The following is a 25,991-nucleotide window of genomic DNA, read 5'->3' as shown; positions in this document are numbered from 1 at the left end:
TCAAAAATCACAATTATACCTGAGCATAGGTTTCACTGCTGCCCATCCAGCGCAGAATCAATGCGTCTATCACCTGCGGATGATCGCGCAGATTCGCTGCCAGGATTTTAACCTGAGGCAGCAGGTCAGCATCCCGTTCGAGATCAGCGATGCGAAACTGCATCATCCCTGTCTGCCGAGTGCCCAGCACTTCGCCTGGACCGCGCAGCTCCAGGTCTTTTTCAGCGATACGGAATCCGTCGGTCGTTTCCCGCATCACCTGCAAACGCTCACGCCCCTGTCGCGATAAGGGCGCATGGTACATAAGCACACAGAAGCTCTCGATCGAACCTCGCCCCACTCGACCACGCAACTGGTGCAACTGCGCCAGCCCGAGACGCTCCGGATTTTCAATAATCATCAAGCTGGCATTGGGAACATCCACCCCCACTTCAATCACCGTCGTAGCCACCAGAAGATCCAGTTCAGCCGCCTTGAATGCCGCCATAACAGCGGCTTTCTCCGTCGCCTTCATCCGACCATGCACTAAACCGATACGCAACTCCGGTAATTGCAGTGCCAACTGCTCAGCCGTGACTTCAGCGGCCTGACACTCCAGCACTTCTGATTCTTCAATCAGGGTACAGACCCAGTAGGCTTGCCGCCCCTGAGCACAGGCTTCGCGCACCCTTGCCACCACCTCATCGCGTCGTGTATCAGAAATAACCCGGGTATTCACCGGTGTACGGCCTGGCGGTAATTCATCGATTACCGAACAATCCAGATCGGCATAGGCACTCATCGTTAGGGTTCGTGGGATAGGTGTAGCGGTCATAATCAATTGATGTGGTACCCGGATGCCATCCCGGCCCTTTTCACGCAGGCTCAGACGCTGGTGCACGCCAAAACGATGCTGCTCATCGATTACCACCAGTGCCAGCCGGGCAAACTTCACGTCGTCCTGAAATAGCGCATGGGTGCCGACTACCAGTGCCGCCGTACCCAGCGAGATCGACTCCAACTGCTGACTACGCTGCTTGCCTTTCACCTTACCGGCCAGCCAGGCCACCTGTATACCCAAAGGTTCGAACCACTGACTGAAGGCAATATAATGCTGCTCGGCCAGGATTTCAGTGGGTGCCATGATCGCGGCCTGATAACCGGCGGCTATGGCTTGTACCGCCGCCAGAGCGGCCACCAGCGTCTTACCTGAACCAACATCGCCCTGAACCAAACGCAGCATCGGTACATCCGTAGACAGATCCTGAGCAATTTCAGCGATGACGCGTTGTTGAGCGTCCGTTAACGCGAAGGGTAGACGTTGTAAAAAAGCTGGCTCCAACTCCTTGGCTGGAGGCAAAGGCCAACCGCCCTGATGCTGTATACGCTGACGAACACGGATAAGTGATAAATGATGCGCTAATAACTCTTCCAACGCCAAGCGACGCTGAGCAGGATGACGCCCCTCCAGTAAAGCCTGCTGGTCAGCCTCTGGGGGCGGGTGGTGCAAATAGCGCAGTGCCTGATTCAGTTCAGGCAACGCACTTGAGCGACGTATTTCAGGCGGCAAAAAATCTGGCAGCTCCGCCTGATTGAGCTGCTCCAGAGCCTGCTCTATGAGATTGCGTAAGCGCGGCTGAGTAAGCCCTTCGGTCAGCGGATAAACCGGAGTCAACGCCTGCTCAGGAAGTGGTGGTGTTTGGCTAGAGGCTAGCAGCTGATATTCCGGATGAATCATTTCCAGTCCGGCACTACCGGGACGCACTTCACCAAAGGCACGCATCCGCACACCGGGTTTTAAGGCATTTTTCTGCCCGGCACTGAAGTGAAAAAAGCGCAGTGTGAGTTGCCCAGTACCATCCTGCAAACGGCACAACAGACTACGGCGACGGCCAGTAACCACATCAACCAAGCGCAACTCGCCTTCAACAACCCCTTCATCGCCTGGTTGCAGTGTGCCCATTGGACGTATGTGAGTACGATTCTGGTAGCGTATCGGCAGGTGAAAGAGTAAATCCTGCAGCGTCAGAATACCCAATTTGGTCAGCTTAAGTTCCAGAGCTGTCCCGACCCCTTTGAGTTCCCTGACCGGCTTCCCTGGCATCAGACCTCCACTAGCGGCGCCCGAACCTGACAACGGTTTACAGCCTGCACCAGTATTTCAATCGCTTGTGGTCGAGGGAAGCTGGCACGCCAAGCAATAGCGACAGTACGCTTGGGTTTCGGGTCGGTAAAGGGACGGACTTCAACCAGCTTGCTGGATGGATGTCCTTCTATCGCCGATTGCGGCAATACACTGCAGCCCAGTCCCGAAGCAACCATCATACGGATGGTTTCCAGCGAACTGCCTTCGGTGACGGTGTGCTGATTGTGGAAAGACTGATTGAGGGTAGGACAAGCTTCCAACACCTGATCCCGGAAACAATGTCCCTCGCCCAATAACAACATACGTAATTCACCAATGGCCGAGGGACTGATGCTTTTTTGTTTGCTTAGCGCATGCCCTTTCGGCAGTACCATCTGGAAAGGCTCTTCATAGACGGGTCGTGTCAGCACATCGGGTTCATTGAAAGGCAAGGCGATGATAATCGCATCCAGCTCACCATTACGGATTTTTCCGCGCAGGGTTTCAGTCATATTTTCTTCGATGTAGAGCGGCATCTGTGGTGCCAACTGCTGCACATGCGGAATCAACGACGGAAACAGGTAAGGACCGATGGTAAAAATAGCACCCACACGAAGCGGGCTGGCCAGTTGATCCTTGCCTGCTTTGGCCATCTCGCGGATGGCCTCAGCCTGCTCCAGCACAGTTTGCGCCTGACGCACTACTTTTTCGCCTACCGGCGTGACCCGTACAGCGCTTTTACTGCGCTCAAACAGCGCCACACCCAACTCGTCTTCCAGCTTTTTTACTGCAATAGACAGAGTAGGTTGAGACACGAAACAACGTTCCGCTGCATGACCAAAATGTTGTTCTTGAGCCAGGGTAACGATGTAACGTAACTCTGTGAGTGTCATGCAGTTTCCTTAGATGTTGAGGTAGACGGGTTCTGCCTGATTCACCCGCTGCAGCCGATACCGAGCAATACCGGAATATCAGACCTTGGCAAACTCTTCCAGCAACACCTGCTGAGCACTGAAGCGCTCTTCACCTTCCTGTGGCTGCAGTAACGTATAGCTGCCATCTGAGTGTAACTCCCAACTCTGACAGTTATCACGCATATAATATTCCAGTTCCCGCACGATACGCTCAGCATTCTTGCCAGTCAACTGGAAGCCGGTTTCAACCCGGTTGAGCATATTGCGTTCCATCCAGTCTGCACTGCTGCAGTACACCAGAGGATCCCCACCATTGGCAAAATAGTAAACCCGGGTATGCTCAAGGAAACGCCCGATAATGGAACGTACCCGAATATTATCCGAAATCTCCGGCAAGCCAGGGCGCAGTCGACACATACCCCGAATAATCAGATCGATTTTCACTCCGGCTTGTGAGGCCTCGTACAGGCCTCGAATCAGCTTCGGCTCAGTCAGACCATTCACCTTGATGATGATATGGCCTTCCTTACCCGCCTGCACGCTACGTATCTCATTCTGCATTAGCTCCAGCATCCGCGCATGCAGAGTGAAGGGTGCATTGAAAAGCTTTTTCAGCTTCTGGATTTTGCCCATACCGGTTAACTGCTGAAACACCTTATGAACATCTTCGCCAACATCTTTATCACTGGTCATATAGCTGTAGTCGGTATACAAGCGTGCGGTGCCTGAGTGGTAATTACCCGTCCCCAGATGACAGTAACGTACCAGGTTATTACCCTCCCTGCGGATGATGAGCATCATCTTGGCATGGGTTTTATATCCCACCACACCGTATACCACCAGACAGCCAGCTTCCTGCAGGCGGCTTGCCAACTGCAGGTTGCTTTCTTCATCAAATCGGGCCCGAAGCTCGATCACCACAGTGACTTCCTTACCGTTACGGGCGGCCTCCACCAGAGAATTGACTATGTCAGATTTCACCCCAGTACGGTAAAGGGTTTGTTTGATCGCAATAACATCCGGGTCTTTAGCCGCCTGGCGCAACAAATCAATCACCGGAGTAAAGGACTGGAAGGGGTGCATCAGCAACTGATCATTGCGACGCAAAATGGCAAACACATCTTTTTCCGTTTTCAGCTTACCCGGCACACCCGGAGTAAAGGGTTTCCAGCGCAGGTTGGGATGATCCACCAGATCACGTACGGCCATCAGGCGATTCAAGTTTACCGGCCCATTGACCCGATAGACCTGGTTTTCCTCCAGCTTGAACTCAGCCATCAACACACTGATCAGCTCTTCCGGGGAACGCTGATCTACCTCAAGTCTGACCGCATCACCGTATTTGCGCGAGTGCAGCTCGCCACGCAAGGTACGAGCCAGATCCTCTATCTCTTCAACATCAAAGCTCAGGTCGGCATTACGGGTAATACGGAACTGATAACAGCCACGCACTTTCATCCCTGGAAACAGATCATCGGCAAATTCATGGATAACAGAGGACAGAAAAATCAGATTATCGCCCGGTTCACACAGCTCATCGGGTAGACGTATCAGCCGTGGCAGGGAACGAGGGGCAGGAATAATCGCCAACCCGGTTTCACGCCCAAAGGCATCCTTTCCTTCCAACTGCACAATGAAGTTTAAACTTTTGTTGACCAGTCGAGGAAAAGGGTGTGATGGGTCCAGCCCGATTGGACTGATGACCGGCAGGATTTTTTCTTCAAAATACTCTTTGACCCAGCGACGCTGCTCAGTATCCCAATTGCCCCGGCGCAGAAAACGCACCCCTTGTGCTTCCAGAGCCGGAAACATAATTTCATTCAGAATTTTATACTGACGGTCGACATTGATTTCACAGATTTCGCGAATTTTCTCCAGTACTTTCTGTGGATACATCGCATCCGGGCCAACATCTTCACGCCCATACTTGAGCTGTCGCAGTTGCTCAGCAACACGTATTTCAAAGAACTCATCCAGGTTACTGGAAAAAATGAGCAGAAACATCAGACGTTCAAGTAACGGGTAGCCTTCATCCAACGCCTGCTCCAGCACCCGAACATTAAACTGCAGGTGGCTCAGCTCGCGGTTGATATACAGCTCCGATGCCTTCAGATCAACAGGCACCTCTTCGATCGGCTCAATCGTCGGTAAAATCTCCCGACTCTCCAATAAAGCGGCCGCCGCAGTGGCTTCCACTTCAGCCTGATCGATGCTCATTTCGTTCATTCTTAACTCCTCAGTTCAGCGCACGCGCTGCTTTAACCGCAAAATAGGTCAGTATGCCATCCGCACCAGCGCGCTTGAACGCTAATAGTGACTCCAGCATCACACTCTGTTCATCCAGCCAGCCATTCTGAAAGGCAGCCATATGCATCGCATATTCACCACTCACCTGATAAGCAAATACCGGCACTTTTAATTCATCCTTCACCCGCCGCACGATATCCAGATAGGGCATGCCGGGCTTAACCATTACCATGTCGGCGCCTTCAGCCAGGTCCAGTGCCACTTCATGCAGGGCTTCATCACTGTTGGCTGGATCCATCTGGTAATTAAATTTATTGCCTTTACCCAAATTAGCCGCCGATCCTACAGCATCACGGAAAGGGCCGTAGTAGGCACTGGCATACTTGGCAGCGTAGGACATGATGCGCGCATTTACATGGCCTTGCTCTTCCAGTGTAGCGCGAATATAACCTATGCGCCCATCCATCATATCACTGGGCGCAACGATATCAGCACCAGCCTCTACATGAGACAACGCCTGTGCCACCAAGGTTTCTACGGTGCGATCATTCAGCACATACCCGGATTCATCAATGATGCCATCCTGCCCATGTGTCGTGAACGGATCCAATGCCACATCAGTGATCACTCCCAATGAGGGGCAGGCATCCTTGATCGCACGTACAGCACGCTGGGCCAGACCATCTGGATTAAAAGCCTCTTCAGCCAGCTCAGTTTTCACCGACAGCGGGGTTACCGGAAACAAGGCAATGGCAGGAATACCCAAATCGACTAACTCACGCGCCTGCTTCACCATCAGATCAATGCTCAGCCGCTCGACCCCCGGCATGGAAGCAACCGCTTCACGTTCACCCTGTCCTTCGATAACAAAAGCCGGATAGATCAAGTCATCCGGTGTCAGCCTGTTCTCACGCATCAGACGCCTGGAAAAATCATCCACACGCATACGACGCATGCGAGTTTCCGGATAGTAGCGCTGGCTGTTATTAAATCCCACGTTAGGCTCCTTTGAAGATAGATATTGAACGAATAAAACATGACAGGAGTATGACAAAAACCCCAAGTGACAAAATAGAGATTTTTTCAAAAAAACTGATTTTTAGGAAAAACTCCTATATCAACTTTCTGTATGACTGGCATAATAAGCCCCATGGATCTCCTGTTCATGGACTGAATATACGGATGGCAAGCAAAGCGACCAGGGATGCCGGGATAGCAAGAACATGATGTTCGGGATCGCACGGATAAGGACCGCCAATAAAGGGGGCGCATTACGGATAATGCGCCCCCTTTACCTTTTCAGGCTTTTAAATCAGTACATTATAGAAATTTCTTCAGCTTTATACTGAACGCTGACTCACTTCCTGCCACACCCGAGCTACCAGCTGTGTACCTTGTAAGTCTGTACCAGACTTTAACCATCTGGCCAGGTGCTGCGCAACATCAGGATACACCACAGGCGCCACATTGGGCTGCTCCAGCCAACTCAAAGCCAACTTTTCATCAAAGGCTTGCATCACCGTAGCTCGCTGCATCTGCTCCAGTATACAGGCATTCGAGTATTGCTCAATCTGACCCGACAAGGGTTTAGTGAGGATTTTTTTCCCCAGCATCAGGGCCTCACTGCACAAACCAAAGCCGGTGTTACAGATAACGCCATGGCTTTGATGCAAGTCCCGAGGAAAAGTTTCGCGACTGAGCGGCCTGAGAATAACATTTTTCAGGTAAGCGACGTCAGGCACATCGGCATACAGCATAAACCTGCTACCAGGCATTGACTGCAACCAGTGCACCACCTGATCCGTCACTTCAAAGGGCAAGTAGACCAATACAAACGGCTGCTGATCGTCAGATGGCGTCGGGGGGATTGCATTCAGCGCCAGCAAGGGGGGCAGTATGGGTTGATCAAACGCCTGCCAATGCACTCCAAGGCAGCGATCCAGCGGGGTAAAGGTGTCTATTGCCCGTTTAAGCCAGAAAGCCTTGCGTGTACCAGGCAAACGATAGCGCAAGGCATATTGATGGGCCAACCCGAGGCTAGGGAGTTTCTGCCGCTTGGCTGCCCAGGCCGTCACTGGCTCAAAGTCATTTAACAGCAGATCATAGCCACTTAAATCAATAGAACGGACGTCTGCAAAAAATTGCGTAACACCCGCCGCCTTGAGCGTTTGCCAGCGCTTGACACTACCCGCTTCAGTCTTAAAGGTAAAACCCTGATAGTGCCGAAAGTCACCAAAGCATTGCATATCAAACAGCTGCTCACGTGGACGGCCACTAAACAAAAAATCAACTGAAATTCCCGCTTGCTGCAAAGCAGGCAGCATGGCCCTGGCACGGGTGATATGCCCGTTACCAGTTGCCTGTACCGCATAGAGTATCCGCATTAATTAATGACCCAGAAACACCAGCACCAACTCTGCCGATACATAACCAAGCAATGCGCCTGCCAAAATATCGGCTGGGTAATGCACACCTAACAGGACCCGAGACAGCCCGACAATACCTGCCAACAGATACATAATCACGGCGGCTTGTGGATAAAAAGCTGAGACCACCGTCGCAAACAAAAAGGCTGCGGCGGCATGGCCGGATGGAAAACTGAACCTGTCCGAGGGCTTTATCAACGCTTCGATTTGTGACAGCGCATGACAGGGACGGTCACGCTGAATAGTGTTTTTCAATAACAAATACAGAGGCAGTTCAAGCGCAAAAGCCCACGCCCCTGCTGCAAAAAAATGCCGCCCCTGCAGAGGCTCCAATAACAATAGCAGTATGCCAGCCAGGCCATAAAGATAGCCATCACCACAACGCGATACCCAGCGACTGGCGTATTCAACCGGCCGGAATATTCTATAGCCACTGAACCAGAAAAAGATTCGGGTATCAGCGGCACTGAGCTTTTCCAGTGCATTTTGCATGCTGCCATCCTGCTTTGAATTGCATGATGGCATTATGCCGTTGTAAAAGTGACATACAGATGAATAACAGATGACGGTTTTATGTCAGCGAACGTACAAACCAGTCACTAACTTCAGTCACCAACCTGCTGGGGTTATCCCAGGGAATCATGTGTCCTTCGCCCTTGAGCTCAATCAACTCAAACGGGTGCGTCATAGCTGCCACGACCTGCTTGGAGTATTGTAGCGGCAAGACCTCATCATGTTCACCATGGATAATCGCGGCGTTAAAGTCATAACGTTTATTCATGGTGCCACTGCTATGAGTGAACAAACTGGCCAGCGTACCCAGCGGATAGTCATAAACGATACGCGGATCCTGACTGATTTCAGTCGCCGCTGGATGGCCTTCCAACAGCTGCTCATAATCAATAAAGCTTTTCATCGGCACTTTCAACTGCGGGAAGAATATGGCACTACCCCAGGTCATACTCCAACCAAACTGATGAATCAGGTCTGGTGCGATCTCCGTTACCAGTAAGGTACCGCACAACACGGATTTAACCCGTGCATCTCGCTCAGCAAAGGCTACCGCAAGCAAACCACCTATAGAGTAGCCATAGACACCCACTGGGCCGGTGAAACGCTGTGTCAGGCTATCGACCACCAGTTTCATATCTTCCATAACTTGCTCAACGCGATAATCACCGCGACTGCCACCAGAGTAGCCATGGCCGCGCAAATCAATACCCACCACATTGAAGCCCCGAGCACTGATTCCAGCCAGTAACTCAGCGTACAGCTCACAATAAGTACCTATACCTGGCAGAAAAATGATTATTGGTGCCGTTTTACTGTGACTGTAGAGTTCGCAATGTAATTCCTGGTCACCCAATACCAGCACTTCACGTTGTGCCAGGAATGGGTTTAGTCCGAGCTTATCCCGGAGCAGTTGCCGGTCTTCTGTAGACTCATTGACCGTATCGGACATCAAGCCTACCGGATCGAAAAAACTATTCATGATTTCATACACCTAGTTCATTAATAGATCAGCTCTGACACTCAGCACAGAATACGCTGCTTCTCTGACCCAATCGGACCTCTTTCAGGATACTGCCGCAACGTCGACAAGGCGACCCTTTACGACCATAAACATACAGCTCTTGCTGAAAGTAACCGGGCTTTCCGTCACCACCAACAAAATCCCGCAGCGTTGTCCCCCCACGCTCAATGGCATAACCCAGTACTTTCTTGATTTCCAGCACCAGTTTCCCCAGGCGTTCTCTGGAAACACGACCAGCGGCACGGCGAGGATCGATACCAGCCGCAAACAGTGCTTCACTGGCATAAATATTTCCGACCCCAACAACTACATGGTTATCCATAATACGTTGTTTGATTGGCTGCTTTCTATCCTTACAGCAACTAGCCAGATAATCAGCATCGAATATCTCGCTCAGCGGCTCTGGTCCCAGCTTCTGCAGTAACGGATGGACTGTGTCAGCGTCTTGCCATAACACCGCCCCAAAGCGCCGTGGATCAGTCAAACGGATCAATTGCCCATTACTGAATTCCAGATCTACGTGATCATGCTTGAGGGCCGGGGTACCGGCTGGCAACACTCGCAGACTCCCCGACATCCCCAGATGAATCAGCAAATCGCCCTGCTCCATCGCTAACAATATATATTTGGCACGCCGATGCACCCGGCACACTTTCTGGCCCGGTAACTGCTCTGCCAACTGCGCAGGCACAAGCCAGCGTAACTGCGGCTGACGCACATGCAGCGCAACAACACTTTGACCTTCAGCATGAGGAGCAATGCCTCGGCAAGTGGTTTCAACCTCTGGTAGTTCAGGCATGTATCATTCCACTCCAGGGTTAGCTTTTACAGCCGGTTTTTTCAACGCCAGATAAACACCGGTCACGGTTATCACAATACCCAGCAGCGCAATGCCACTTAATTGTTCATCAAACAGCCACCAGGCTTCAATGGCAGTCAGGGGTGGTACCAAGTAAAAATAGCTGGCAACACGGGACACCTCACCCAATCGGATCATCAGCATCAACAGGAGTATGGCAGTGACAGACAACCCAAAAACTAACCAGATTAAAGACAGTATCAAATCGGCATGCCAGATGACTTCACGTGTTTCAAAACTGTATGCCAATACCGCCATACACAGCGCCGTTGCCAGATACTGGTAGAAAGAACCTGTCAGCAGATCAGTCTGTCCACCAAATTTTTTCTGATATAGCGTACCGATAGAAATACTGAACAGTGACAACAGCACCGCAGCCAAGGCCAGAGGATGAACCTCAAAACTCTGCGCCATCAAGCCACTACTCAGCACCAGGGAAACCCCCAGCAAACCGGCGGCCAGTCCCACCCACTGAACACGACGCAACTGCTGCCCCATACCAACCCAGGCGAGCAAGGCGGTCAACAGCGGCTGTAAACCAACAACCAGAGCGGTCACACCCGCAGGCAGCGCCAGCTTGATAGCGGCAAACACACCCCCGAGATAAATGGCATGGATCAACAGCCCGACAACCATCTGATGTCCAGCTTGACGAGGTCTCGGCCAAGGTGCACGCATTACCAGAATAAGCAGTAGGAACACCGCTAGCGTGATAACCATGCGGATAAATAACAAGTTGAAGGGTTCGATCCAGGGCAACGCATAACGCGCACCAATAAAACCCGTGCTCCAGAGCAACACGAAAACAAGTGGTACAAACCGAATCAACATTTTTCAAACCCCCATAACGCACAAAGCCCGGAACCAGGTCCGGGCTTTGTCAAGAAGATCCAGAATCAATTACTTGATTTTAGCTTCTTTGTAGATCACGTGCTTGCGAACAACCGGATCATATTTCTTGAATTCGAATTTATCCGGGGTGTTGCGCTTGTTTTTGTCAGTTGTGTAGAAGTGACCTGTTCCGGCTGAGGAAACCAGGCGAATCTTCTCACGAGCACCTTTTGCTGCCATCGTCTAGCTCCTTAAACCTTTTCGCCACGGGCACGCAGTTCAGTCAGAACTGGATCAATACCCTTTTTATCAATAATACGCATACCTTTAGAGGAAACACGCAGACGTACAAAGCGGTTTTCGCTTTCAACCCAAAAACGGTGCCAATGCAGGTTAGGGAGAAAACGGCGGCGCGTTTTACGATTTGAGTGGGAGACATTGTTCCCAGTCATCGGGCGCTTGCCCGTTACCATGCAAACTCGAGACATTGCATCAATCCTGATTCTGTAAGTTACTGTTACCCTATCCGATGTTTATTGAGAGTAAAAAATACCACTCTCTCAGGCGGAGCGTCCTATGTACAAGACAGAATACCATACCATTAAGGGATAGAAGGGCGCATATTATACTCAATTCAAGCCCACAAGCCAGCTTTCTGATGATTTTTTCACCAGTCATATTAACTGAGGTCTAAAACACCACCAGGAAGCGCAGGCTGTGGGCAGCGCCCTATACAGACAGGGTAAGCAAGCTATCAGTCTTTAGCGGCATCTTCCAGGGCTTCACCACCACGCTGCACATCCTTGCCTACACCTTCAACGGTATTACAGCCCGACAATACAAACGCTGCCAATAACAGCAGAAATACAATCGATTGCTTTTTCATAAGTATTAGCCTCTTAGTTTGCAGTACACCAGCTGCCGATGCAGCCAGATTACCCAGCAACATTCAGTATAGCAGCATTACACATCAGCAAAGCACAGTTATATAACACCATCAACTGATTTTGTCAGCTTTGCAGCACACATTGGGCTAAACCTGACAAAAATCCGGTTAAACGCAGAAAGATAACGGCTATCCCTTAGCAAAACTGGGGTTGCTAGCCAACAAGTTTCACAAAACTCTGCATGGTATAAAAATTGCTCTTCCTCTATATGACCCAATCAAGGCCGTCATTCGCACCACAACACCTGTCACAATAATGAGGAACATGACTTATGGCACATATAACCTTTAAAAGCAGCCTGCACCTAGATAAGCGCACCTATGCCGTCGCGGGCAGCCACACACAAACCATATTACAAATGGCGAAAGAAAATCACATTCCTATAGATTTTGGCTGCCAAAACGGCGAATGCGGCACTTGCCTGGTTGAAGTAACAAGCCTGGATCAAACTCGCCCAATGGGTGGCCCCTTAAACCCACGAGAAACGGCTGTGCTGAAAGAGATGGGTAAAGTAAGTCAGGAACAGATTGAACAGATGCTCATTGATGATATTCCGCCATCACCTTGGCGGCTGGCCTGTCAGATGATTATGCGCGATGAAGATATATTGGTTGAGTACCCTAGCGAATAACTCAACCAAACGACGCGCATCATCTGAGAGCGGTTGGTTAATGCATGCCTTAACCAGAGGTTATAACCAACCGCGCTCGGCAAAAGACACGACTTCGGTATCACCAATAACCATATGATCCAACACACGTATATCTACCAAAGACAGGGCTTCACACAACCTGTCGGTAATCTGCCGATCAGCCTGAGAGGGTTCAGCGACACCGGATGGGTGATTGTGAGACAGGATCACGGCCGCCGCATTGCACTCAAGTGCCAGCTTGACGACTTCCCGAGGATATACAGAGGCGGCATTAATCGTGCCGTAAAACAGCGCCTCATAACGTATCACTCGGTGGCGATTATCCAACAACAGACAAGCAAACACTTCCCGGGCTTCGTGACGCAGACGCGCCGACAAGTATTGCCGCACAGCCTGAGGACTTTCCAACGCCGAATCCCTCACCAAGGTCGCTTCGAGGTGACGGTGCGACATCTCCATCACCGCTTGTAATTGCGCGTACTTGGCCCGGCCCAGCCCCGGAGCATGACAAAAGGCCGTTTCACTGCATTCCATTAGTGGCCTAAGTCCGCCGAAATGCGTCAGCAGTTCACGCGCCAGATCTACAGCTGTTTTACCACTGACTCCTGTGCGCAGGAATATCGCCAGAAGCTCAGCATCAGAAAGCGCAGCAGCTCCCTGCGACAATAGTTTCTCTCTCGGCCGCTCAGCTTCTGGCCAGTCCCGAATGGTCATATTCACCTCCTTATGATGTACAAGGGCAAGATCCTTCCTGCTCTGCTCTACGCAAATGTACAATGAGGTAATATATTAACGCCCTATTTAATTGTATGGAAGCTTTGATAGGTATAGACATCGACGGCTTTTCAGATGAGTGGGTTAAAGGATGGAGCTAAAACAATGTGAAAGAGAAATTTTTCCGAGATGAAAGTAATATTATTTCTATTGGCCACACAAAAACAAACTTACCAATTAGGTAAAACTGACTCTAAATTTTCTACTGGTACAAATACGTATACCTCTTTATAAGTTTGTAAAAAGTACTTATCTTCAAATTCCCCATCGCCCTGCAAAGAATTGGGCTTTACAATTATCAGCTTGTCATTCTCAATATAACCATAGCTATAATTAAATCGTTTTAGCGCTGAATTAGCATTTTCTATGATAATTCTATTGCCTTGCAGCCGGTAATACCCTTGAAACAATGTGCCAATATTTTCATTATGTTCACTTCGATTATAGTTTTCCATAACTATTTCTCTATAATCCGGTACAGAACTAACACTGGGCATCATTATCATATTAGACTGCCCAGTCTTATGAAATATATAAAGGGATTTATTCCGACCCTTTCTATTGATCTCATTATCAACACTAGACCAAACACTTTCTAATACATATACTCCATCTGTTTTTAGTAGTGACTCTTCACTAAGTTCGAAGCTTTCATTATAAAAAGAATAATCGCTTCTAGTGTAATACTTCACGCCATCAAAAAAACTACAGCCTGACAATACAAATGCGACTATTAACAGCAGAAATACAAGCGATTGCTTTTTCATATGCTTAGCCTCTAAAGGTTGCAGTACATCGCGGCTATTGCCAAACCGATTCAGACCCGTCCCGAATGACCATAGTCACCTCCTTATGATAGACAGGAGCAAGATCTGTCCGGCCCTGCTCTACGCAAATGCACAATGAGATGGTATCTTAGCGTCTTATTTAATTGCATGGAATCTTCGGACCTCCCGGGTATGCATAGACTTACTAACAGACACATTCTGCTCGGAATAACCGGCGGAATAGCGGCCTACAAAAGTGCCGAGCTGACCCGCCTGCTGAAAAAAGCTGGTGCCGATGTGCGTATCGTCATGACCCCCGCTGCCACGGAGTTTATTACCCCGTTGACGCTGCAGGCACTTTCCGGGCACCCAGTGCATCTCCACCTGCTGGACCCAGAAGCCGAAGCCGGAATGGGGCATATAGAGCTGGCAAAATGGGCTGATCTGATACTGATAGCCCCCGCAAGCGCTGACTTTATTGCCCGCTGTACGGCAGGTATGGGTAACGATTTGCTGACCACCCTGTGTCTGGCAACAACGGCACCGATTTGCCTGGCACCCGCTATGAATCAGGCGATGTGGCGAGATTCACATACGCAAAGTAATATTGGTTCACTTACAGCCACGGGGATGAAAGTCTTTGGTCCCGATTCAGGCGAGCAGGCCTGTGGCGATACTGGACCTGGCCGAATGTTGGAACCTCAGGCACTGGCTGAACTCATCGCCGCCGAGTTTGAGTATCTGGCACTCAGTGGTAAAACGGTATTCATTACCGCAGGCCCCACCCGCGAACCCCTTGACCCCGTCAGGTTTATATCCAATCACAGTTCCGGAAAAATGGGCTATGCACTGGCGCAGGCCGCCGTTGATGCAGGTGCAAGGGTCAAACTGATCAGCGGCCCGGTCAACCTGACCGCACCTGAACGGGTGGAATGTATACAGGTTGAAACGGCTGAAGAGATGCTGACTGCATCACTGGAAGGTATAAACAGCTGTGACCTGTTTATCGGTGCAGCCGCCGTAGCTGACTACCGACCAGTGGCCGTGGCTGAGCACAAAATCAAAAAGGGCAACGAAGAGATCATGGAGCTGCGACTGGTCAAAAACCCCGATATCATCGCCAGCGTTGCGGCCTTATCGCAACGCCCCTTTACGGTAGGTTTTGCCGCTGAGACCCATGAACTGCTTAGCTACGCACGCAGCAAGCTGGAGCGTAAAAAGCTTGATTTGATTATTGCTAACGATGTGTCAGTTCCGGGAATAGGCTTTAACAGTGATGACAACCGGGTAACACTGGTCAGTGCTAGCGGCGAAGTACCTTTACCGCAAACATCAAAACGGCTGTTGGCACGACAGCTTATCGAACATATCGCCCAACACTTTAACCAACAGATGGCAGCTAATGAAAAAACTACAGGTTAAAATTCTCGACCCGAGAATCGGGACAAGCTTCCCACTACCCAACTACGCTACCCCAGGATCAGCCGGCCTGGATTTGCGTGCCTGTCTGGATCAAGCCCTGACACTACAACCAGGTCAAACCGAACTCATCCCTACCGGACTGGCCATACACATTGAAGACCCGCAGCTCTGTGCCATGATTCTGCCACGCTCCGGACTGGGTCATAAACACGGTATAGTGTTGGGTAACCTGGTTGGCCTGATTGATTCTGATTACCAGGGCCAATTATTCGTATCCTGCTGGAATCGCGGGGATACAGCCTTTGTTATGGAGCCTGGCGAGCGCATGGCGCAACTGGTTCTGGTACCAGTAGTACAGGCTGATTTTGACCTCGTCAGTGAATTTACTGACAGTGATCGTGGAGACGGTGGCTTTGGCTCTTCAGGCCGCCACTAAATATGACTTTCAAACTGACAGATGGAGTTGACGTGAAATATTTACTGACTGATTTTGATACCGAAGTTTTCCGCGCTTACGATATCCGAGGTATTGCAGGCACGGCCTTGTCCGATGCGCTGGTCTGGCATCTTGGTCGCGCCTTTGCTGCAGAAGCACAACAACAGGGCGTGAAACAGGTTGTTGTCGCAGCAGATGGACGCTTATCCAGCCCAGCCTTTAAACAACTACTCAGCGAAGGTCTGCTGGCCGGTGGCTGTGATGTACTGGATATAGGCTATGTGCCGACCCCAACTCTCTACTATGCGGCCCATCAGCAAGCCGACAAAACCGGCATCATGATTACTGGTAGCCACAACCCTGCTGATTACAATGGCTTCAAGATGATGCTGGCGGGACATACGCTGTCAGGAGACGATATTCAGGCCTTACGCCAGCGCATTGAACAGCAGAACTACACAGAAGGTAGCGGGCAGCTAACCCAGCAGGATATTGCTGAAGACTACCTGCAGAGAATCACCTTAGATGTTGTACTGAAACGTCCACTGAAAGTGGTGGTGGACTGCGGTAACGGCATCCCTGGCATACTGGCCCCGGAACTGATTGAGCGCCTGGGCTGCGAGGTTATCCCACTATTTTGTGACGTGGATGGTACCTTCCCTAACCACCATCCGGACCCAGGTAAGCTGAAAAATTTACAGGATGTGATCCAGGCTGTGGCTACGCATCAGGCTGATATTGGACTGGCATTTGATGGTGACGGTGACCGTGTCGGTGTTGTGACTGACCAGGGACATGTCGTTTATCCAGATCGGGTGATGATGCTGTTTGCTGAAGATGTACTGGCGCGCAATCCCGGTGCGGAAATTCTGTTTGATGTCAAATGTTCACGCCTGCTGCCGAAGATCATTGAAGCGGCTGGCGGTAAGGCCACCATGTGGAAAACCGGGCACTCACTGATCAAACAACAGATGAAAGCCTGTGGAGCCCAACTGGCTGGCGAAATGAGCGGCCATATCTTCTTCAAAGAGCGCTGGTTCGGTTTTGATGATGGACTTTACAGTGCCGCTCGCCTACTGGAAATCCTGTCGGCCCGCGAAAACAGTGCCGAAGCCATCTTCAAGGCCTACCCGGAAGATATCAGCACGCCGGAAATTAACATTGAAGTACGAGACGACAACAAGTTCACCATTGTCGAAGCCCTACAGAAACTTACTTTCGAAGGCGGACAGACCAGTCACATTGATGGCGTGCGGGTTGATTATGCCGATGGCTGGGGACTGGTACGTGCATCCAACACTACACCGGTATTAGTGCTACGCTTTGAAGCTGAAACAGATGCCGCCTTGAATCGTATCCGCGATGCCTTTCAGGCGCGCTTGCATCAAGTCGACTCTAGTCTGATGATCCCTCTCGAATAATACTGACCCCCCAGGTAATAACTATGCCACTAACACGCCAACAAGCCATTGATACCTCGAAAATTCTGAGCGAGGCAATGCCATATATTCAAAAATTTTCCGGCAAAACCATCGTGATCAAATACGGTGGCAATGCCATGACTGACGAGAAGCTCAAGGCCAGTTTTGCCCGCGATATCGTGATGATGAAGCTGATCGGCATGAACCCTATCGTTGTTCACGGCGGCGGCCCGCAGATAGGCAAGCTGCTGGAACAGCTGAAAATTGAGTCCCACTTTGTCAACGGCATGCGGGTCACTGACTCTAAAACCATGGACGTCGTCGAAATGGTACTGGGTGGCATGGTCAATAAGGAAATCGTTGGCCTGATCAACAGTGCCGGTGGTAAGGCCATAGGTCTGACAGGTAAAGATGGTGAGCTGTTGCGCGCGCGCAAGTTGCGGGTAAAGCATAAAACGCCGGAAATGGAAGCCCCGGAAATTATCGACATAGGTCATGTGGGTGAAGTAGAAAGCGTTAATATCAAAGTCCTGCAGATGCTCGAAAACTCGGACTTCATTCCAGTCATTGCGCCCATTGGGGTGGGTGCCGATGGCCACGCCTACAATATCAATGCTGACCTGGTAGCCGGTAAAGTCGCCGAAGTACTAATGGCGGAAAAGCTGATCCTGCTAACCAATATCGCTGGCTTGATGGACAAGGAAGGCAAGGTACTGACCGGACTCTCAACCCGTCAGGTGGATGCACTGATAGAAGATGGCACCATCTACGGCGGTATGCTGCCAAAAATCGACTGTGCTCTGAGTGCAGTTAAATCCGGTGTAAATACCGCGCATATCATTGATGGCCGCGTTGAGCATGCCTGTATGCTGGAAATCTTCACCGATGAAGGTGTCGGCACCCTGATCACCAACAAATCCTTATAATACTCAGGGATCAAATGAATGACTGATAAACAGCAGTTGAAAATCTCCCGTCGTGAGCAGATCCTTCAAGCGCTGGCACAGATGCTGGAAGTTAACCCAGGGCAACGCATCACCACCGCGGCGTTAGCTAAAGAGGTTGGCGTGTCTGAAGCGGCCCTCTACCGTCACTTTCCCAGCAAAGCACGGATGTTCGAGGGCCTGATTGGCTTTATCGAAGAGACCCTCTTCACCCGGATCAGACTGATCGTTACCTCTGAAGCCAGTGGTATACGTCAGTGTGAGCAAATATTAACCCTACTGCTGGCCTTTGTTGAAAAGAACCCTGGTATGGCCAGGATTCTGACCGCCGATGCGCTGTCAGGTGAAACCGACAGACTGCGTAGTCAGGTCAATCAACTGTTTGAGCGCATGGAAACCCAACTCAAGCAGATTATGCGCGAAGCCGAACAAAAAGAAGGGATTAGAACTCGTATTCCGGCTGGCTCTTGTGCCAGCCTGCTGATAGCAACTGCCGAAGGTAAGATTCGTCAGTATGTGCGCAGCGAGTTTCGCCGTCGCCCAACCGAGCACTGGCCGGAACAATGGCCACGCCTGGCTGAAGGTCTATTCCGGCGCGAGGTGCAAAACGGGTAAGGAACCAGTGGTCTGTTCTTCTAGCTGCTGGTAACGATCCAGTCGCTCCAGTTCCGCTTCCTGCATCAAAAATGCGGAAGCGGAAACCAACTGAATGCCTAACTCGTCCAGCAAGGGCAACCCCTGTTGCAGATAGGCTACCGTAACGGGATAGGGATGCCCTATCACCACCACAGCCCCTTCCATTTGAGCCAGCTCAATCGCATGCAGGAACTGCTGCTCAACATAGTCAGCGGTAACCTGATGATCAAGAAACACTTTGCGCTCCAGTACCGGTATATGCTCTTCTCTGGCAATACTGGCCGCCTGGGTTTCAGCCGTAGTGCGACTGTCTATATAAAAAAGATTACGTTCGCGGGCAACTTCCATGACCCAGCGCATCGGCTGCTCCTGCTGTGTCAGCAGACTACCCATATGGTTATTCAAGCCACGCGCTTGCGGCAAGGAGTCCAGGTTGCTGTTCAGTACCTGCTTAAACTCCTGCTCCGATAAGTGCGGATACAGACCACCAGGGCCCAAGGCTAGATTAGCCATATTGGCCATGGGCGCATGCAGAATAATCTCCTTGCCGCGCTCTGCGGCCAAATCAGCCAAACGCTCCGCATGTGGCGTAAACGGCAGTACGGCATAGGTCAGCGGCCCCGGAAGCTCAAGTACCGCCTGCCCTTGCAGCAGGTTTGGTCCCAGATCATCAATCACCAGCACCATGCGAGGAGAAATCTCATCTCCCCATACAGGCAAAGTCCAAATGCCTACCCACAACAACAGCCCAGCACATAGCCCAGGTTTCAATGCAATTTCAGCCTTGATCCGGCCGCAGTATATTAAGCGCTTTAAGCAGGTTCAGGGCTTCATAGAGCTGGTAGTCACGTTGACCCAGAGTATCATCCGTATTATGGCTGATTTCAGCAGGCTCCTCGCCTAGTAAGTGACCACTGAGATTTCGCTCCCGAAGCTCGTTTGCTTCAGCCTCAATGCGGGTAATACGTGCATCTTCCACCACCACATCCGGCCGAATGCCATCAGCCTGAATGGAGCGCCCATTCGGGGTGTAATAGCGGGCTGTGGTCAATTTTACGCCTCGGTCGACACTGACTGGCAGAATAGTCTGAACCGAGCCTTTGCCAAAACTATCTGTTCCCATCACAATAGCGCGACGGTGGTCCTGTAACGCACCAGCAACAATTTCTGATGCAGAGGCTGATCCGGCATTAATCAATACTACCAAAGGAATATCACCAGCTGGCGTTTCTGGCGTAGCACTGAAGCTCAGTTCAGAATTGGGCAAACGACCATCCGTATAAACGATCAGCCCTTCCGATAAGAAAGCATCACTCACCTGGACGGCAGCTTGAAGCACTCCACCCGGGTTATTACGCAGATCCAGAACAAGGCCTTTTAGCTCACCCATAGCCCTCAGAGCGTCAATGGAACGTGTAAGCTGCTCGGCGGTATTGTTCTGGAACTGGCTGACACGAATCATGCCATAACCCGTTTCCAACAACCGATGCCGGACACTAGTAACACTGATTGAAGCGCGTTCCAGCGTCAACTCAAACGGTTTTTCGATGCCCTCACGCATCAATGTCAAGGTGACAGGAGTGCCGATTTTGCCGCGCATTTTATCCACAGCCTCATTAAGACTGACACCCTGAATCGATTCATCACCAATTTTAGTGATCAGATCGCCAGCTTGGATGCCAGCTCGCTGTGCTGGCGTATCATCAATCGGTGCGATAACTCGGATAAAGCCATCTTGTAAACCCACCTCAATACCCAAGCCACCAAACTGGCCGGACGTGTGCACCTGCAGATTTTCAAAAGCTTGCGCATCCAGATAAGCCGAGTGAGGATCCAGCCCGCTGAGCATTCCACGAATGGCATCCTCAAGCAATTTTTTATCCGATACAGGTTCTACATAAGCCGATTTGATACGATCAAACACTTCAGCAAACAAACGCAGTTCTTCTACCGGAATAGTCGTGGCTTCAGTTTCAACCTCTTCTGCCAGCACAAACTGAGCACACATTAGCGCAAACAGTGAAATCGGTAATAATTGATAGATGCGCAAACCTTTCATAAGTAGATCCTTTGGTGCCAGTTTAAGGTTGTTTCAGCCATTGCGACGGATTTACCGGTGTACCCTGATGACGGATAGAAAAATAAAGTCCGGTTTCTTCATGACCACCGCTATTTCCCGCCGTAGCAATGGCCTGCCCTGTGGTAACCCAGTCGCCAGGCTCGAATAACAGCGTTTGGTTATGGCCATACAGACTCATATAACCCGAACCATGATCCAGTATCAACACCAGCCCATAGCCACGCAACCAGTCTGAGAACACCACGCGCCCGTGGTGCACGGCTTTTACCTCAGCTCCAGCCTGGCCAGCAATCAATAAGCCTTCAAAAGCCACACCACTACGCTGATGACCATAGCTTCGTAGTATGCGTCCTTGCAATGGCCAAGGCAAAGCCCCCTTTAGTCTGGCAAAATCTTGTCTATCCTGTGCAAGGCGCGCCGCTTCCAAAGAACGCTGAATATCCGCCAGTAACGCTTCCATCGCCTCTTGGTCACGGCGTAGAGCCGCAAGACGCTGTTGTTCTTGCTGCTGCGCTGTCGCTAACTGTGCCACCGCCGCTTGACGGTCGGCACGTGCCTTTTGTAGATGTTGCTGTTCTGTCTCCAACTGGGATCGCCTGTCCGCTATTTGCTGTTCGGTTGACCCTATCTGTGCACGCGTTGTTCCCAAACTATCCAGTTGCTGTTGATAAGCTTGCAACTGTTCGGTCAACTCGGCATTCAAATAGTCATAATAGCGCAACATCCGATCCAAACGCTCAGGGTCTTCCTGCTTCAGCAGCAATTGCAAACGCGGTTGTCGGCCTTGACGATATTGCTCTTGAATCAATTGCTCAATCAAACCACGGCGCTCCACCAAGGCAGTTTCAAGTGCCTCACGCTGACTCTGCAATCCCTGCATGTCAGTATCCAGCTGTACCAGCTCGTGATCGAGTGTACGTAACTCAGCCGTAACTCGACCTATTTCCCGCTCCGCCTGGGCTAAAGCCTGCTGTTCATCCTGACGCTGGCGCTCCTGATCTGCTATACGCCGTTGTACCTGTGCAACCTCCTGCTTCAACCTGTCCAGTTGAGCCTGAGTTGCCTGCTGATCTTGCGCCCAGGCAGGACTAGCCAAACACAGCAGCCCAGGCAACAGCATGACTAAAACACGTTTGAACACCTGGCGAATCAGCTCATATCAACTAAAGACTTACCGGTCATCTCTTCAGGGGACTGAAGATCCATCAGGTGCAGCAACGTGGGTGCCAAATCACATAAAGCACCGTCACGCAATTGAACCGAAGCCGCTCGGGGCCCATCATAGATAAGTGCAACCGGCCAGATGGTATGCGAGGTATGGGGTTGACCTGTTTCTGGATCCTGCATCATTTCAACATTACCATGATCAGCCGTTATCAGCGTTTCACCCTGCACTGAACGCATCGCTTCCAGCACTTGGCCAATGCATTGATCAACCACTTCAACGGCCTTAACAGCCGCATCAAACTTACCAGAATGACCCACCATATCGCCATTAGCAAAATTACACACTATCAGGTCATAACGACGGCTTTTAATCGCTTCAACCAGCTTATCCGTGACTTCAAAGGCACTCATTTCAGGCTTGAGGTCATAGGTCGCAACCTGCGGGGAAGGAACCAGGATACGCTCTTCACCCGGATAAACAGCTTCCTGCCCTCCGTTAAAGAAAAAGGTGACATGCGCATATTTTTCCGTTTCTGAAATGCGTAACTGCGTTCTGCCCAGCGAGGATAAATACTCGCCCAGGTCGTTATGCAGGGCTGTTGGTGGATAAGCGCACGCCGCGTCAATATCGGCAGCATATTCAGTGAAGGTCACATAGGCGGAGAGCTCAGGATGTTTTTGTCGCTGAAAGCCGCTAAATTTATCACCCTCAGTAAAGGCCCGGGTAATTTCACGCGCACGGTCCGGACGGAAATTAGCAAAGATCACCGCATCACCGTCGCTGATAACACCTTTGGGATGACCCGCCATATCGGTAATAACGGTGGGTTTTACGAATTCATCATTTTCATCACGTGTATAGGCTTCCGCCAACGCCTGTTGGGCCGATTGTGCATAATACTCACCCTGTCCCAATGTCATTGCATCATAGGCCAGTTGCACACGATCCCAACGATTATCACGATCCATGGCAAAGTAACGCCCAATTACCGTGGCGACAGCCCCACAGCCAAGTCGCTTGAACAGCGCATCTGCTTTTTCCAGTGATGGTTCAGCCGAGCGCGGGGGCATATCACGACCATCCAGGATCGCATGCAGATAGACTTTTTCTACACCCCGCTTCACCGCCATCTCAATCAGCGTAAACAGGTGCATTTCATGGCTATGCACGCCACCGGGAGACAGAAGTCCCGCTACATGCAACGCGGATCCCTTTGCTATGACTTTATCCATCGCAGCCGTCAATGCGGGGTTAGTAAAGAAATCACCGTCCTCAATCGATTTAGAAATACGGGTAAAATTCTGATACACCACCCGTCCAGCACCGATATTCATATGGCCGACTTCTGAATTACCCATTTGCCCTTCAGGTAATCCTACCGCCAAACCAGAGGTAGCAATGCGTGAGTTGGGGTTAGAGGCCAGTAAGGCATCCCAGTTGGGCGTGTTCGCCGCATCAATAGCAGATGAGGGTGTTGATTCAACACCAAAACCATCAAGAATTATCAGTGCTTTGGTTGATCGATTATCGCTCATAGTCGGCCATCTGTTTTTGAAAGTGAAAAATATAATCATTTTACTGACTATCCGGCATTAAGGCTAACACAGATACGTTTAACCCTTATCCCCGAGAGCCGTACATTGTATACTTAGTAAAGTTTTTTTGAGTTCACAGAACGGAACCCCCGATGGAAAAAATTTTTGAATTTATTGGCAACCACCCGCTACTAGCCAGTGCCTGGCTGGTCACTCTTGCAGTTTTACTGTGGACAGAAAAAAGAAAATCCGGACGTTCGGTTTCTCCAGCGGAGGCTACCCGCATGATTAACAAAGAATCGGCGGTTCTTCTGGATATTCGAACCAAAAAGGAATGGGACACTGGCTACATTGCCAACTCCCGTCATATTCCGTTTGCGGATCTGGACAAGCGCATCACCGAGCTAGAGAGCTTAAAAGACAAGCCTATCATTGTCGTCTGCAACCTGGGCCAGACAGCAGGTAGTGCCGGCAAGAAGCTCAAAGCTAGCGGTTTTACCGAGGTCACACGATTGGCTGGCGGTATCACCGAATGGAAGGCCCAGCACCTCCCAATAGTGAAGAAATAAACCATGGTTAAAATTACGATTTACACCACCCGAACCTGCCCTTTTTGTCATAGAGCAAAATACCTGCTCGACAAGAAAAAGGCTGTTTATGAAGAGATAGATGTCGGTAGCTCACCCGAATTACGCCAGGAAATGATACAGCGTAGTGGTCGAAACACCGTACCGCAGATATTCATTAACAGTTTGCATGTCGGCGGCTGTGATGAACTCTACGAACTGGATATTGAGAGCAAGCTAGATCCACTGCTTGATCAACCCGCTTAAATAAACCGACGAAGGATTTGTAACATGGCCGAAAACCAAGCCGCACCACAATTTGCGTTACAGCGCGTTTTCCTTAAAGACGTTTCATTGGAAACACCTGAGGGTTCCTCTGTTTTCACCAAAGGCTGGAAGCCCGATGTCAAACTGGATCTGAACAGCAAAACCAGTCGTCTTGATGACAACCACTATGAAGTCGTACTGACACTGACTGTAACTATTAAGAATGATGGTGCAACAGCACTATTGATCGAACTGCAGCAAGCTGGCATTTTCCTGATCAGTGGTCTTGAAGATCAACAGCTTGGCCACACGCTCGGCGCCTTTTGCCCCAGCATTCTGTTTCCTTATGCACGTGAAGCCGTTGACAGCTTCATGACCCGTGCCAGCTTCCCTCCGCTGATGCTTGCTCCAGTTAACTTTGATGCGCTCTACGCTCAACAGTTACAGCAGAAAGCCGAACAGCAAAAAGCAGCTGAAGACAAACCAGCACCTGAAGAAACCCACTAAATTAGCGGTAACTTACCTGTAGACAGTAGCACCCACGGTGAATATCACCTTGCTGCTGTCTGCAGATTTCTGCCTTTTGACGCATAATAACGCTCATTAAACAGTTTGAAGTTATGCATCAATGCACTCGCTCCAACCTCATCCCCCATCTGCGCCAATAACGCCACTGCGACCTCAGCGGTGCACAGATGATGCTCCGGCCCCGAGCTACGCAGAAAATAACCACTCCCTTCCAGTACACGCGGCTCAATCACGGGCAGATCCTGTAGATAGTCACTGTGCCTGAAAATACGCCTTGCCTGGCGCCAGGTACCATCCGGTATCACAAACAGTGGACGACCTTCCAGCTCCAATGTATTAGTGATCATGCGGTGCTTGTAATCTGGTGCTTCAGGAAAAACCAGACAGACGGAGCCCTTACGTTGCTGCAGCAATGTCTCAAATTCCGGCTGCATCTGCAATCGCTGCCATTCAGAGACGCCACTACCGGGGAAGGTTTGTAAGATCTGCCGCCCCGTATTCGAAGGCTTGTAAAACTCATTGTGATGCATTAACAGCCAGAAATCAGCCGCAGGTTCAGCTACACGAATATCAGTACAGATACAAAAGGATTCAGGCAAACGGCAGGCGTCACAACGCACAACCTTGGAACCGCGCGCATTAAAGGGTTTGCGTGGAAAAGGATGATCTATTTCAGGAACAAGCATATACAACCGACTCCTAAATAACGAGCAAATATCGCCGCTTCTGCGCATCCCTGCGCTCGCGGCATATCGCGCCAAGGACGGCGCTTATGCAGAAAACGCAGGAGCAGTTTTCTGCCCGTACATTCTGCACATAAAAAAAGGGCCACCCTGCTGGATGACCCTTTCTTTTATATTAAGTGCCTGGCGATGACCTACTCTCACATGGGGAGACCCCACACTACCATCGGCGATGACGCGTTTCACTACT

28 protein-coding genes are annotated in these 25,991 nt (G+C 50.5%); 9 read left to right on the top strand and 19 right to left on the bottom strand.

Annotated features, from left to right (window positions below; translation table 11 throughout):
- Window positions 1–13 precede the first annotated feature (13 nt).
- From recG to ACN0R1_RS06170, 12 genes are all read right to left on the bottom strand, one after another.
- Entirely contained in the window at window positions 14–2,083 is a 2,070-nt protein-coding gene (recG, locus tag ACN0R1_RS06225) for an ATP-dependent DNA helicase RecG (protein ID WP_417580998.1), read from the bottom strand.
- Complete coding sequence (locus ACN0R1_RS06220; protein ID WP_417580996.1) at window positions 2,083–2,997, bottom strand: hydrogen peroxide-inducible genes activator; 915 nt, start codon at window positions 2,995–2,997, stop codon at window positions 2,083–2,085. The genes recG and ACN0R1_RS06220 overlap by 1 nt, the downstream gene beginning before the upstream one ends.
- 78 nt (window positions 2,998–3,075) lie before the next feature.
- Window positions 3,076–5,244, bottom strand: a complete 2,169-nt coding sequence (gene ppk1 / locus ACN0R1_RS06215) for a polyphosphate kinase 1 (protein WP_417580994.1) — start codon at window positions 5,242–5,244, stop codon at window positions 3,076–3,078.
- A gap of 10 nt (window positions 5,245–5,254) precedes the next feature.
- The gene (hemB, locus tag ACN0R1_RS06210) at window positions 5,255–6,262 is read right to left on the bottom strand and encodes a porphobilinogen synthase (RefSeq protein ID WP_417580992.1); all 1,008 of its coding nucleotides are present in this window, start codon (window positions 6,260–6,262) and stop codon (window positions 5,255–5,257) included.
- 343 nt (window positions 6,263–6,605) lie between these two features.
- On the bottom strand, window positions 6,606–7,649 hold the full coding sequence (locus ACN0R1_RS06205) for an MJ1255/VC2487 family glycosyltransferase (protein WP_417580990.1): 1,044 nt from the start codon (window positions 7,647–7,649) through the stop codon (window positions 6,606–6,608).
- A gap of 3 nt (window positions 7,650–7,652) precedes the next feature.
- Window positions 7,653–8,183, bottom strand: coding sequence for a phosphatase PAP2 family protein (locus tag ACN0R1_RS06200; protein ID WP_417580988.1), 531 nt, complete (start codon window positions 8,181–8,183; stop codon window positions 7,653–7,655).
- Window positions 8,184–8,262: 79 nt separating this feature from the next.
- Entirely contained in the window at window positions 8,263–9,183 is a 921-nt protein-coding gene (locus ACN0R1_RS06195; RefSeq protein ID WP_417580986.1) for an alpha/beta hydrolase, read from the bottom strand.
- A gap of 28 nt (window positions 9,184–9,211) precedes the next feature.
- The gene (gene mutM / locus ACN0R1_RS06190) at window positions 9,212–10,024 is read right to left on the bottom strand and encodes a bifunctional DNA-formamidopyrimidine glycosylase/DNA-(apurinic or apyrimidinic site) lyase (protein WP_417580984.1); all 813 of its coding nucleotides are present in this window, start codon (window positions 10,022–10,024) and stop codon (window positions 9,212–9,214) included.
- Between the two features lie 3 nt (window positions 10,025–10,027).
- Complete coding sequence (locus ACN0R1_RS06185) at window positions 10,028–10,915, bottom strand: DMT family transporter (RefSeq protein WP_417580982.1); 888 nt, start codon at window positions 10,913–10,915, stop codon at window positions 10,028–10,030.
- A gap of 69 nt (window positions 10,916–10,984) precedes the next feature.
- Window positions 10,985–11,155: a 50S ribosomal protein L33 gene (gene rpmG, locus ACN0R1_RS06180; protein ID WP_036511775.1), complete on the bottom strand. Its 171-nt coding sequence runs from the start codon at window positions 11,153–11,155 to the stop codon at window positions 10,985–10,987.
- Window positions 11,156–11,166: 11 nt separating this feature from the next.
- Complete coding sequence (gene rpmB, locus ACN0R1_RS06175) at window positions 11,167–11,403, bottom strand: 50S ribosomal protein L28 (protein WP_417580980.1); 237 nt, start codon at window positions 11,401–11,403, stop codon at window positions 11,167–11,169.
- 266 nt (window positions 11,404–11,669) lie between these two features.
- The gene (locus ACN0R1_RS06170) at window positions 11,670–11,801 is read right to left on the bottom strand and encodes an entericidin A/B family lipoprotein (RefSeq protein WP_417580978.1); all 132 of its coding nucleotides are present in this window, start codon (window positions 11,799–11,801) and stop codon (window positions 11,670–11,672) included.
- A 332-nt stretch (window positions 11,802–12,133) separates the two neighbouring features.
- Between ACN0R1_RS06170 and ACN0R1_RS06165 the strand changes: the two genes are divergently transcribed.
- Window positions 12,134–12,493, top strand: coding sequence for a 2Fe-2S iron-sulfur cluster-binding protein (locus tag ACN0R1_RS06165; RefSeq protein WP_417580977.1), 360 nt, complete (start codon window positions 12,134–12,136; stop codon window positions 12,491–12,493).
- A 60-nt stretch (window positions 12,494–12,553) separates the two neighbouring features.
- Here the strand turns inward: ACN0R1_RS06165 and radC are convergent, their stop codons facing one another.
- Both radC and ACN0R1_RS06155 read right to left on the bottom strand, forming a co-directional pair.
- Window positions 12,554–13,228 (bottom strand): RadC family protein, encoded by a 675-nt coding sequence (gene radC / locus ACN0R1_RS06160; RefSeq protein WP_417580975.1) that lies wholly within the window; start codon window positions 13,226–13,228, stop codon window positions 12,554–12,556.
- Window positions 13,229–13,458: 230 nt separating this feature from the next.
- Window positions 13,459–14,055: a hypothetical protein gene (locus ACN0R1_RS06155; RefSeq protein WP_417580973.1), complete on the bottom strand. Its 597-nt coding sequence runs from the start codon at window positions 14,053–14,055 to the stop codon at window positions 13,459–13,461.
- Between the two features lie 192 nt (window positions 14,056–14,247).
- Between ACN0R1_RS06155 and coaBC the strand changes: the two genes are divergently transcribed.
- From coaBC to slmA, 5 genes are read left to right on the top strand one after another with little or no spacing between them, the layout of a single operon-like run.
- Window positions 14,248–15,477 (top strand): bifunctional phosphopantothenoylcysteine decarboxylase/phosphopantothenate--cysteine ligase CoaBC, encoded by a 1,230-nt coding sequence (gene coaBC / locus ACN0R1_RS06150; protein ID WP_417580971.1) that lies wholly within the window; start codon window positions 14,248–14,250, stop codon window positions 15,475–15,477.
- Entirely contained in the window at window positions 15,458–15,913 is a 456-nt protein-coding gene (gene dut / locus ACN0R1_RS06145) for a dUTP diphosphatase (RefSeq protein WP_417580969.1), read from the top strand. The genes coaBC and dut overlap by 20 nt, the downstream gene beginning before the upstream one ends.
- Window positions 15,914–15,945: 32 nt before the next feature.
- The gene (locus ACN0R1_RS06140) at window positions 15,946–17,334 is read left to right on the top strand and encodes a phosphomannomutase/phosphoglucomutase (protein WP_417580967.1); all 1,389 of its coding nucleotides are present in this window, start codon (window positions 15,946–15,948) and stop codon (window positions 17,332–17,334) included.
- Between the two features lie 23 nt (window positions 17,335–17,357).
- Window positions 17,358–18,260, top strand: a complete 903-nt coding sequence (gene argB, locus ACN0R1_RS06135) for an acetylglutamate kinase (protein WP_417580965.1) — start codon at window positions 17,358–17,360, stop codon at window positions 18,258–18,260.
- 18 nt (window positions 18,261–18,278) lie between these two features.
- The gene (slmA, locus tag ACN0R1_RS06130) at window positions 18,279–18,893 is read left to right on the top strand and encodes a nucleoid occlusion factor SlmA (RefSeq protein WP_417580963.1); all 615 of its coding nucleotides are present in this window, start codon (window positions 18,279–18,281) and stop codon (window positions 18,891–18,893) included.
- Here the strand turns inward: slmA and ACN0R1_RS06125 are convergent.
- Genes ACN0R1_RS06125 through gpmI form a run of 4 tightly spaced genes read right to left on the bottom strand, consistent with a single transcriptional unit; the run spans window position 18,864 to window position 23,697 of the window.
- On the bottom strand, window positions 18,864–19,634 hold the full coding sequence (locus tag ACN0R1_RS06125; RefSeq protein ID WP_417580961.1) for a divergent polysaccharide deacetylase family protein: 771 nt from the start codon (window positions 19,632–19,634) through the stop codon (window positions 18,864–18,866). The genes slmA and ACN0R1_RS06125 overlap by 30 nt on opposite strands.
- 58 nt (window positions 19,635–19,692) lie before the next feature.
- Window positions 19,693–20,973 (bottom strand): S41 family peptidase, encoded by a 1,281-nt coding sequence (locus tag ACN0R1_RS06120; RefSeq protein ID WP_417580959.1) that lies wholly within the window; start codon window positions 20,971–20,973, stop codon window positions 19,693–19,695.
- Between the two features lie 22 nt (window positions 20,974–20,995).
- The gene (locus tag ACN0R1_RS06115) at window positions 20,996–22,135 is read right to left on the bottom strand and encodes a murein hydrolase activator EnvC family protein (protein ID WP_417580957.1); all 1,140 of its coding nucleotides are present in this window, start codon (window positions 22,133–22,135) and stop codon (window positions 20,996–20,998) included.
- Between the two features lie 8 nt (window positions 22,136–22,143).
- The gene (gene gpmI, locus ACN0R1_RS06110; RefSeq protein WP_417580955.1) at window positions 22,144–23,697 is read right to left on the bottom strand and encodes a 2,3-bisphosphoglycerate-independent phosphoglycerate mutase; all 1,554 of its coding nucleotides are present in this window, start codon (window positions 23,695–23,697) and stop codon (window positions 22,144–22,146) included.
- 152 nt (window positions 23,698–23,849) lie between these two features.
- On the opposite strand from gpmI, the gene ACN0R1_RS06105 reads away from it, so the two are divergent.
- Genes ACN0R1_RS06105 through secB form a run of 3 tightly spaced genes read left to right on the top strand, consistent with a single transcriptional unit; the run spans window position 23,850 to window position 25,037 of the window.
- Window positions 23,850–24,266, top strand: a complete 417-nt coding sequence (locus ACN0R1_RS06105) for a rhodanese-like domain-containing protein (protein ID WP_417580953.1) — start codon at window positions 23,850–23,852, stop codon at window positions 24,264–24,266.
- Window positions 24,267–24,269: 3 nt separating this feature from the next.
- On the top strand, window positions 24,270–24,530 hold the full coding sequence (gene grxC / locus ACN0R1_RS06100) for a glutaredoxin 3 (RefSeq protein WP_417580951.1): 261 nt from the start codon (window positions 24,270–24,272) through the stop codon (window positions 24,528–24,530).
- Between the two features lie 24 nt (window positions 24,531–24,554).
- The gene (gene secB, locus ACN0R1_RS06095; protein WP_417580949.1) at window positions 24,555–25,037 is read left to right on the top strand and encodes a protein-export chaperone SecB; all 483 of its coding nucleotides are present in this window, start codon (window positions 24,555–24,557) and stop codon (window positions 25,035–25,037) included.
- Window positions 25,038–25,081: 44 nt separating this feature from the next.
- On the opposite strand, the gene ACN0R1_RS06090 is transcribed toward secB, so the two are convergent.
- Window positions 25,082–25,744: a tRNA-uridine aminocarboxypropyltransferase gene (locus ACN0R1_RS06090; protein WP_417580947.1), complete on the bottom strand. Its 663-nt coding sequence runs from the start codon at window positions 25,742–25,744 to the stop codon at window positions 25,082–25,084.
- Window positions 25,745–25,991 lie beyond the last annotated feature (247 nt).

It is taken from the genome of Nitrincola sp. (assembly GCF_048264025.1).
In the GTDB taxonomy this organism is placed as follows: domain Bacteria; phylum Pseudomonadota; class Gammaproteobacteria; order Pseudomonadales; family Balneatricaceae; genus Nitrincola.
The sequence above is the reverse complement of the archived record's forward strand: the minus strand, read 5'-3'. Positions and strand labels throughout refer to the sequence as shown.

What these genes read in the sequence shown, in the direction of transcription:
- recG (WP_417580998.1), bottom strand. Translation starts at nt 2,083, where the DNA reads ATGCCAGGGAAGCCGGTCAGGGAACTCAAAGGGGTCGGGACAGCTCTG.
- ACN0R1_RS06220 (WP_417580996.1), bottom strand. Translation starts at nt 2,997, where the DNA reads ATGACACTCACAGAGTTACGTTACATCGTTACCCTGGCTCAAGAACAA.
- ppk1 (WP_417580994.1), bottom strand. Translation starts at nt 5,244, where the DNA reads ATGAACGAAATGAGCATCGATCAGGCTGAAGTGGAAGCCACTGCGGCG.
- ACN0R1_RS06205 (WP_417580990.1), bottom strand. Translation starts at nt 7,649, where the DNA reads ATGCGGATACTCTATGCGGTACAGGCAACTGGTAACGGGCATATCACC.
- ACN0R1_RS06200 (WP_417580988.1), bottom strand. Translation starts at nt 8,183, where the DNA reads ATGCAAAATGCACTGGAAAAGCTCAGTGCCGCTGATACCCGAATCTTT.
- ACN0R1_RS06195 (WP_417580986.1), bottom strand. Translation starts at nt 9,183, where the DNA reads ATGAATAGTTTTTTCGATCCGGTAGGCTTGATGTCCGATACGGTCAAT.
- mutM (WP_417580984.1), bottom strand. Translation starts at nt 10,024, where the DNA reads ATGCCTGAACTACCAGAGGTTGAAACCACTTGCCGAGGCATTGCTCCT.
- ACN0R1_RS06185 (WP_417580982.1), bottom strand. Translation starts at nt 10,915, where the DNA reads ATGTTGATTCGGTTTGTACCACTTGTTTTCGTGTTGCTCTGGAGCACG.
- rpmG (WP_036511775.1), bottom strand. Translation starts at nt 11,155, where the DNA reads ATGGCAGCAAAAGGTGCTCGTGAGAAGATTCGCCTGGTTTCCTCAGCC.
- rpmB (WP_417580980.1), bottom strand. Translation starts at nt 11,403, where the DNA reads ATGTCTCGAGTTTGCATGGTAACGGGCAAGCGCCCGATGACTGGGAAC.
- ACN0R1_RS06170 (WP_417580978.1), bottom strand. Translation starts at nt 11,801, where the DNA reads ATGAAAAAGCAATCGATTGTATTTCTGCTGTTATTGGCAGCGTTTGTA.
- ACN0R1_RS06165 (WP_417580977.1), top strand. Translation starts at nt 12,134, where the DNA reads ATGGCACATATAACCTTTAAAAGCAGCCTGCACCTAGATAAGCGCACC.
- radC (WP_417580975.1), bottom strand. Translation starts at nt 13,228, where the DNA reads ATGACCATTCGGGACTGGCCAGAAGCTGAGCGGCCGAGAGAGAAACTA.
- ACN0R1_RS06155 (WP_417580973.1), bottom strand. Translation starts at nt 14,055, where the DNA reads ATGAAAAAGCAATCGCTTGTATTTCTGCTGTTAATAGTCGCATTTGTA.
- coaBC (WP_417580971.1), top strand. Translation starts at nt 14,248, where the DNA reads ATGCATAGACTTACTAACAGACACATTCTGCTCGGAATAACCGGCGGA.
- dut (WP_417580969.1), top strand. Translation starts at nt 15,458, where the DNA reads ATGAAAAAACTACAGGTTAAAATTCTCGACCCGAGAATCGGGACAAGC.
- argB (WP_417580965.1), top strand. Translation starts at nt 17,358, where the DNA reads ATGCCACTAACACGCCAACAAGCCATTGATACCTCGAAAATTCTGAGC.
- slmA (WP_417580963.1), top strand. Translation starts at nt 18,279, where the DNA reads ATGACTGATAAACAGCAGTTGAAAATCTCCCGTCGTGAGCAGATCCTT.
- ACN0R1_RS06120 (WP_417580959.1), bottom strand. Translation starts at nt 20,973, where the DNA reads ATGAAAGGTTTGCGCATCTATCAATTATTACCGATTTCACTGTTTGCG.
- gpmI (WP_417580955.1), bottom strand. Translation starts at nt 23,697, where the DNA reads ATGAGCGATAATCGATCAACCAAAGCACTGATAATTCTTGATGGTTTT.
- ACN0R1_RS06105 (WP_417580953.1), top strand. Translation starts at nt 23,850, where the DNA reads ATGGAAAAAATTTTTGAATTTATTGGCAACCACCCGCTACTAGCCAGT.
- grxC (WP_417580951.1), top strand. Translation starts at nt 24,270, where the DNA reads ATGGTTAAAATTACGATTTACACCACCCGAACCTGCCCTTTTTGTCAT.
- secB (WP_417580949.1), top strand. Translation starts at nt 24,555, where the DNA reads ATGGCCGAAAACCAAGCCGCACCACAATTTGCGTTACAGCGCGTTTTC.
- ACN0R1_RS06090 (WP_417580947.1), bottom strand. Translation starts at nt 25,744, where the DNA reads ATGCTTGTTCCTGAAATAGATCATCCTTTTCCACGCAAACCCTTTAAT.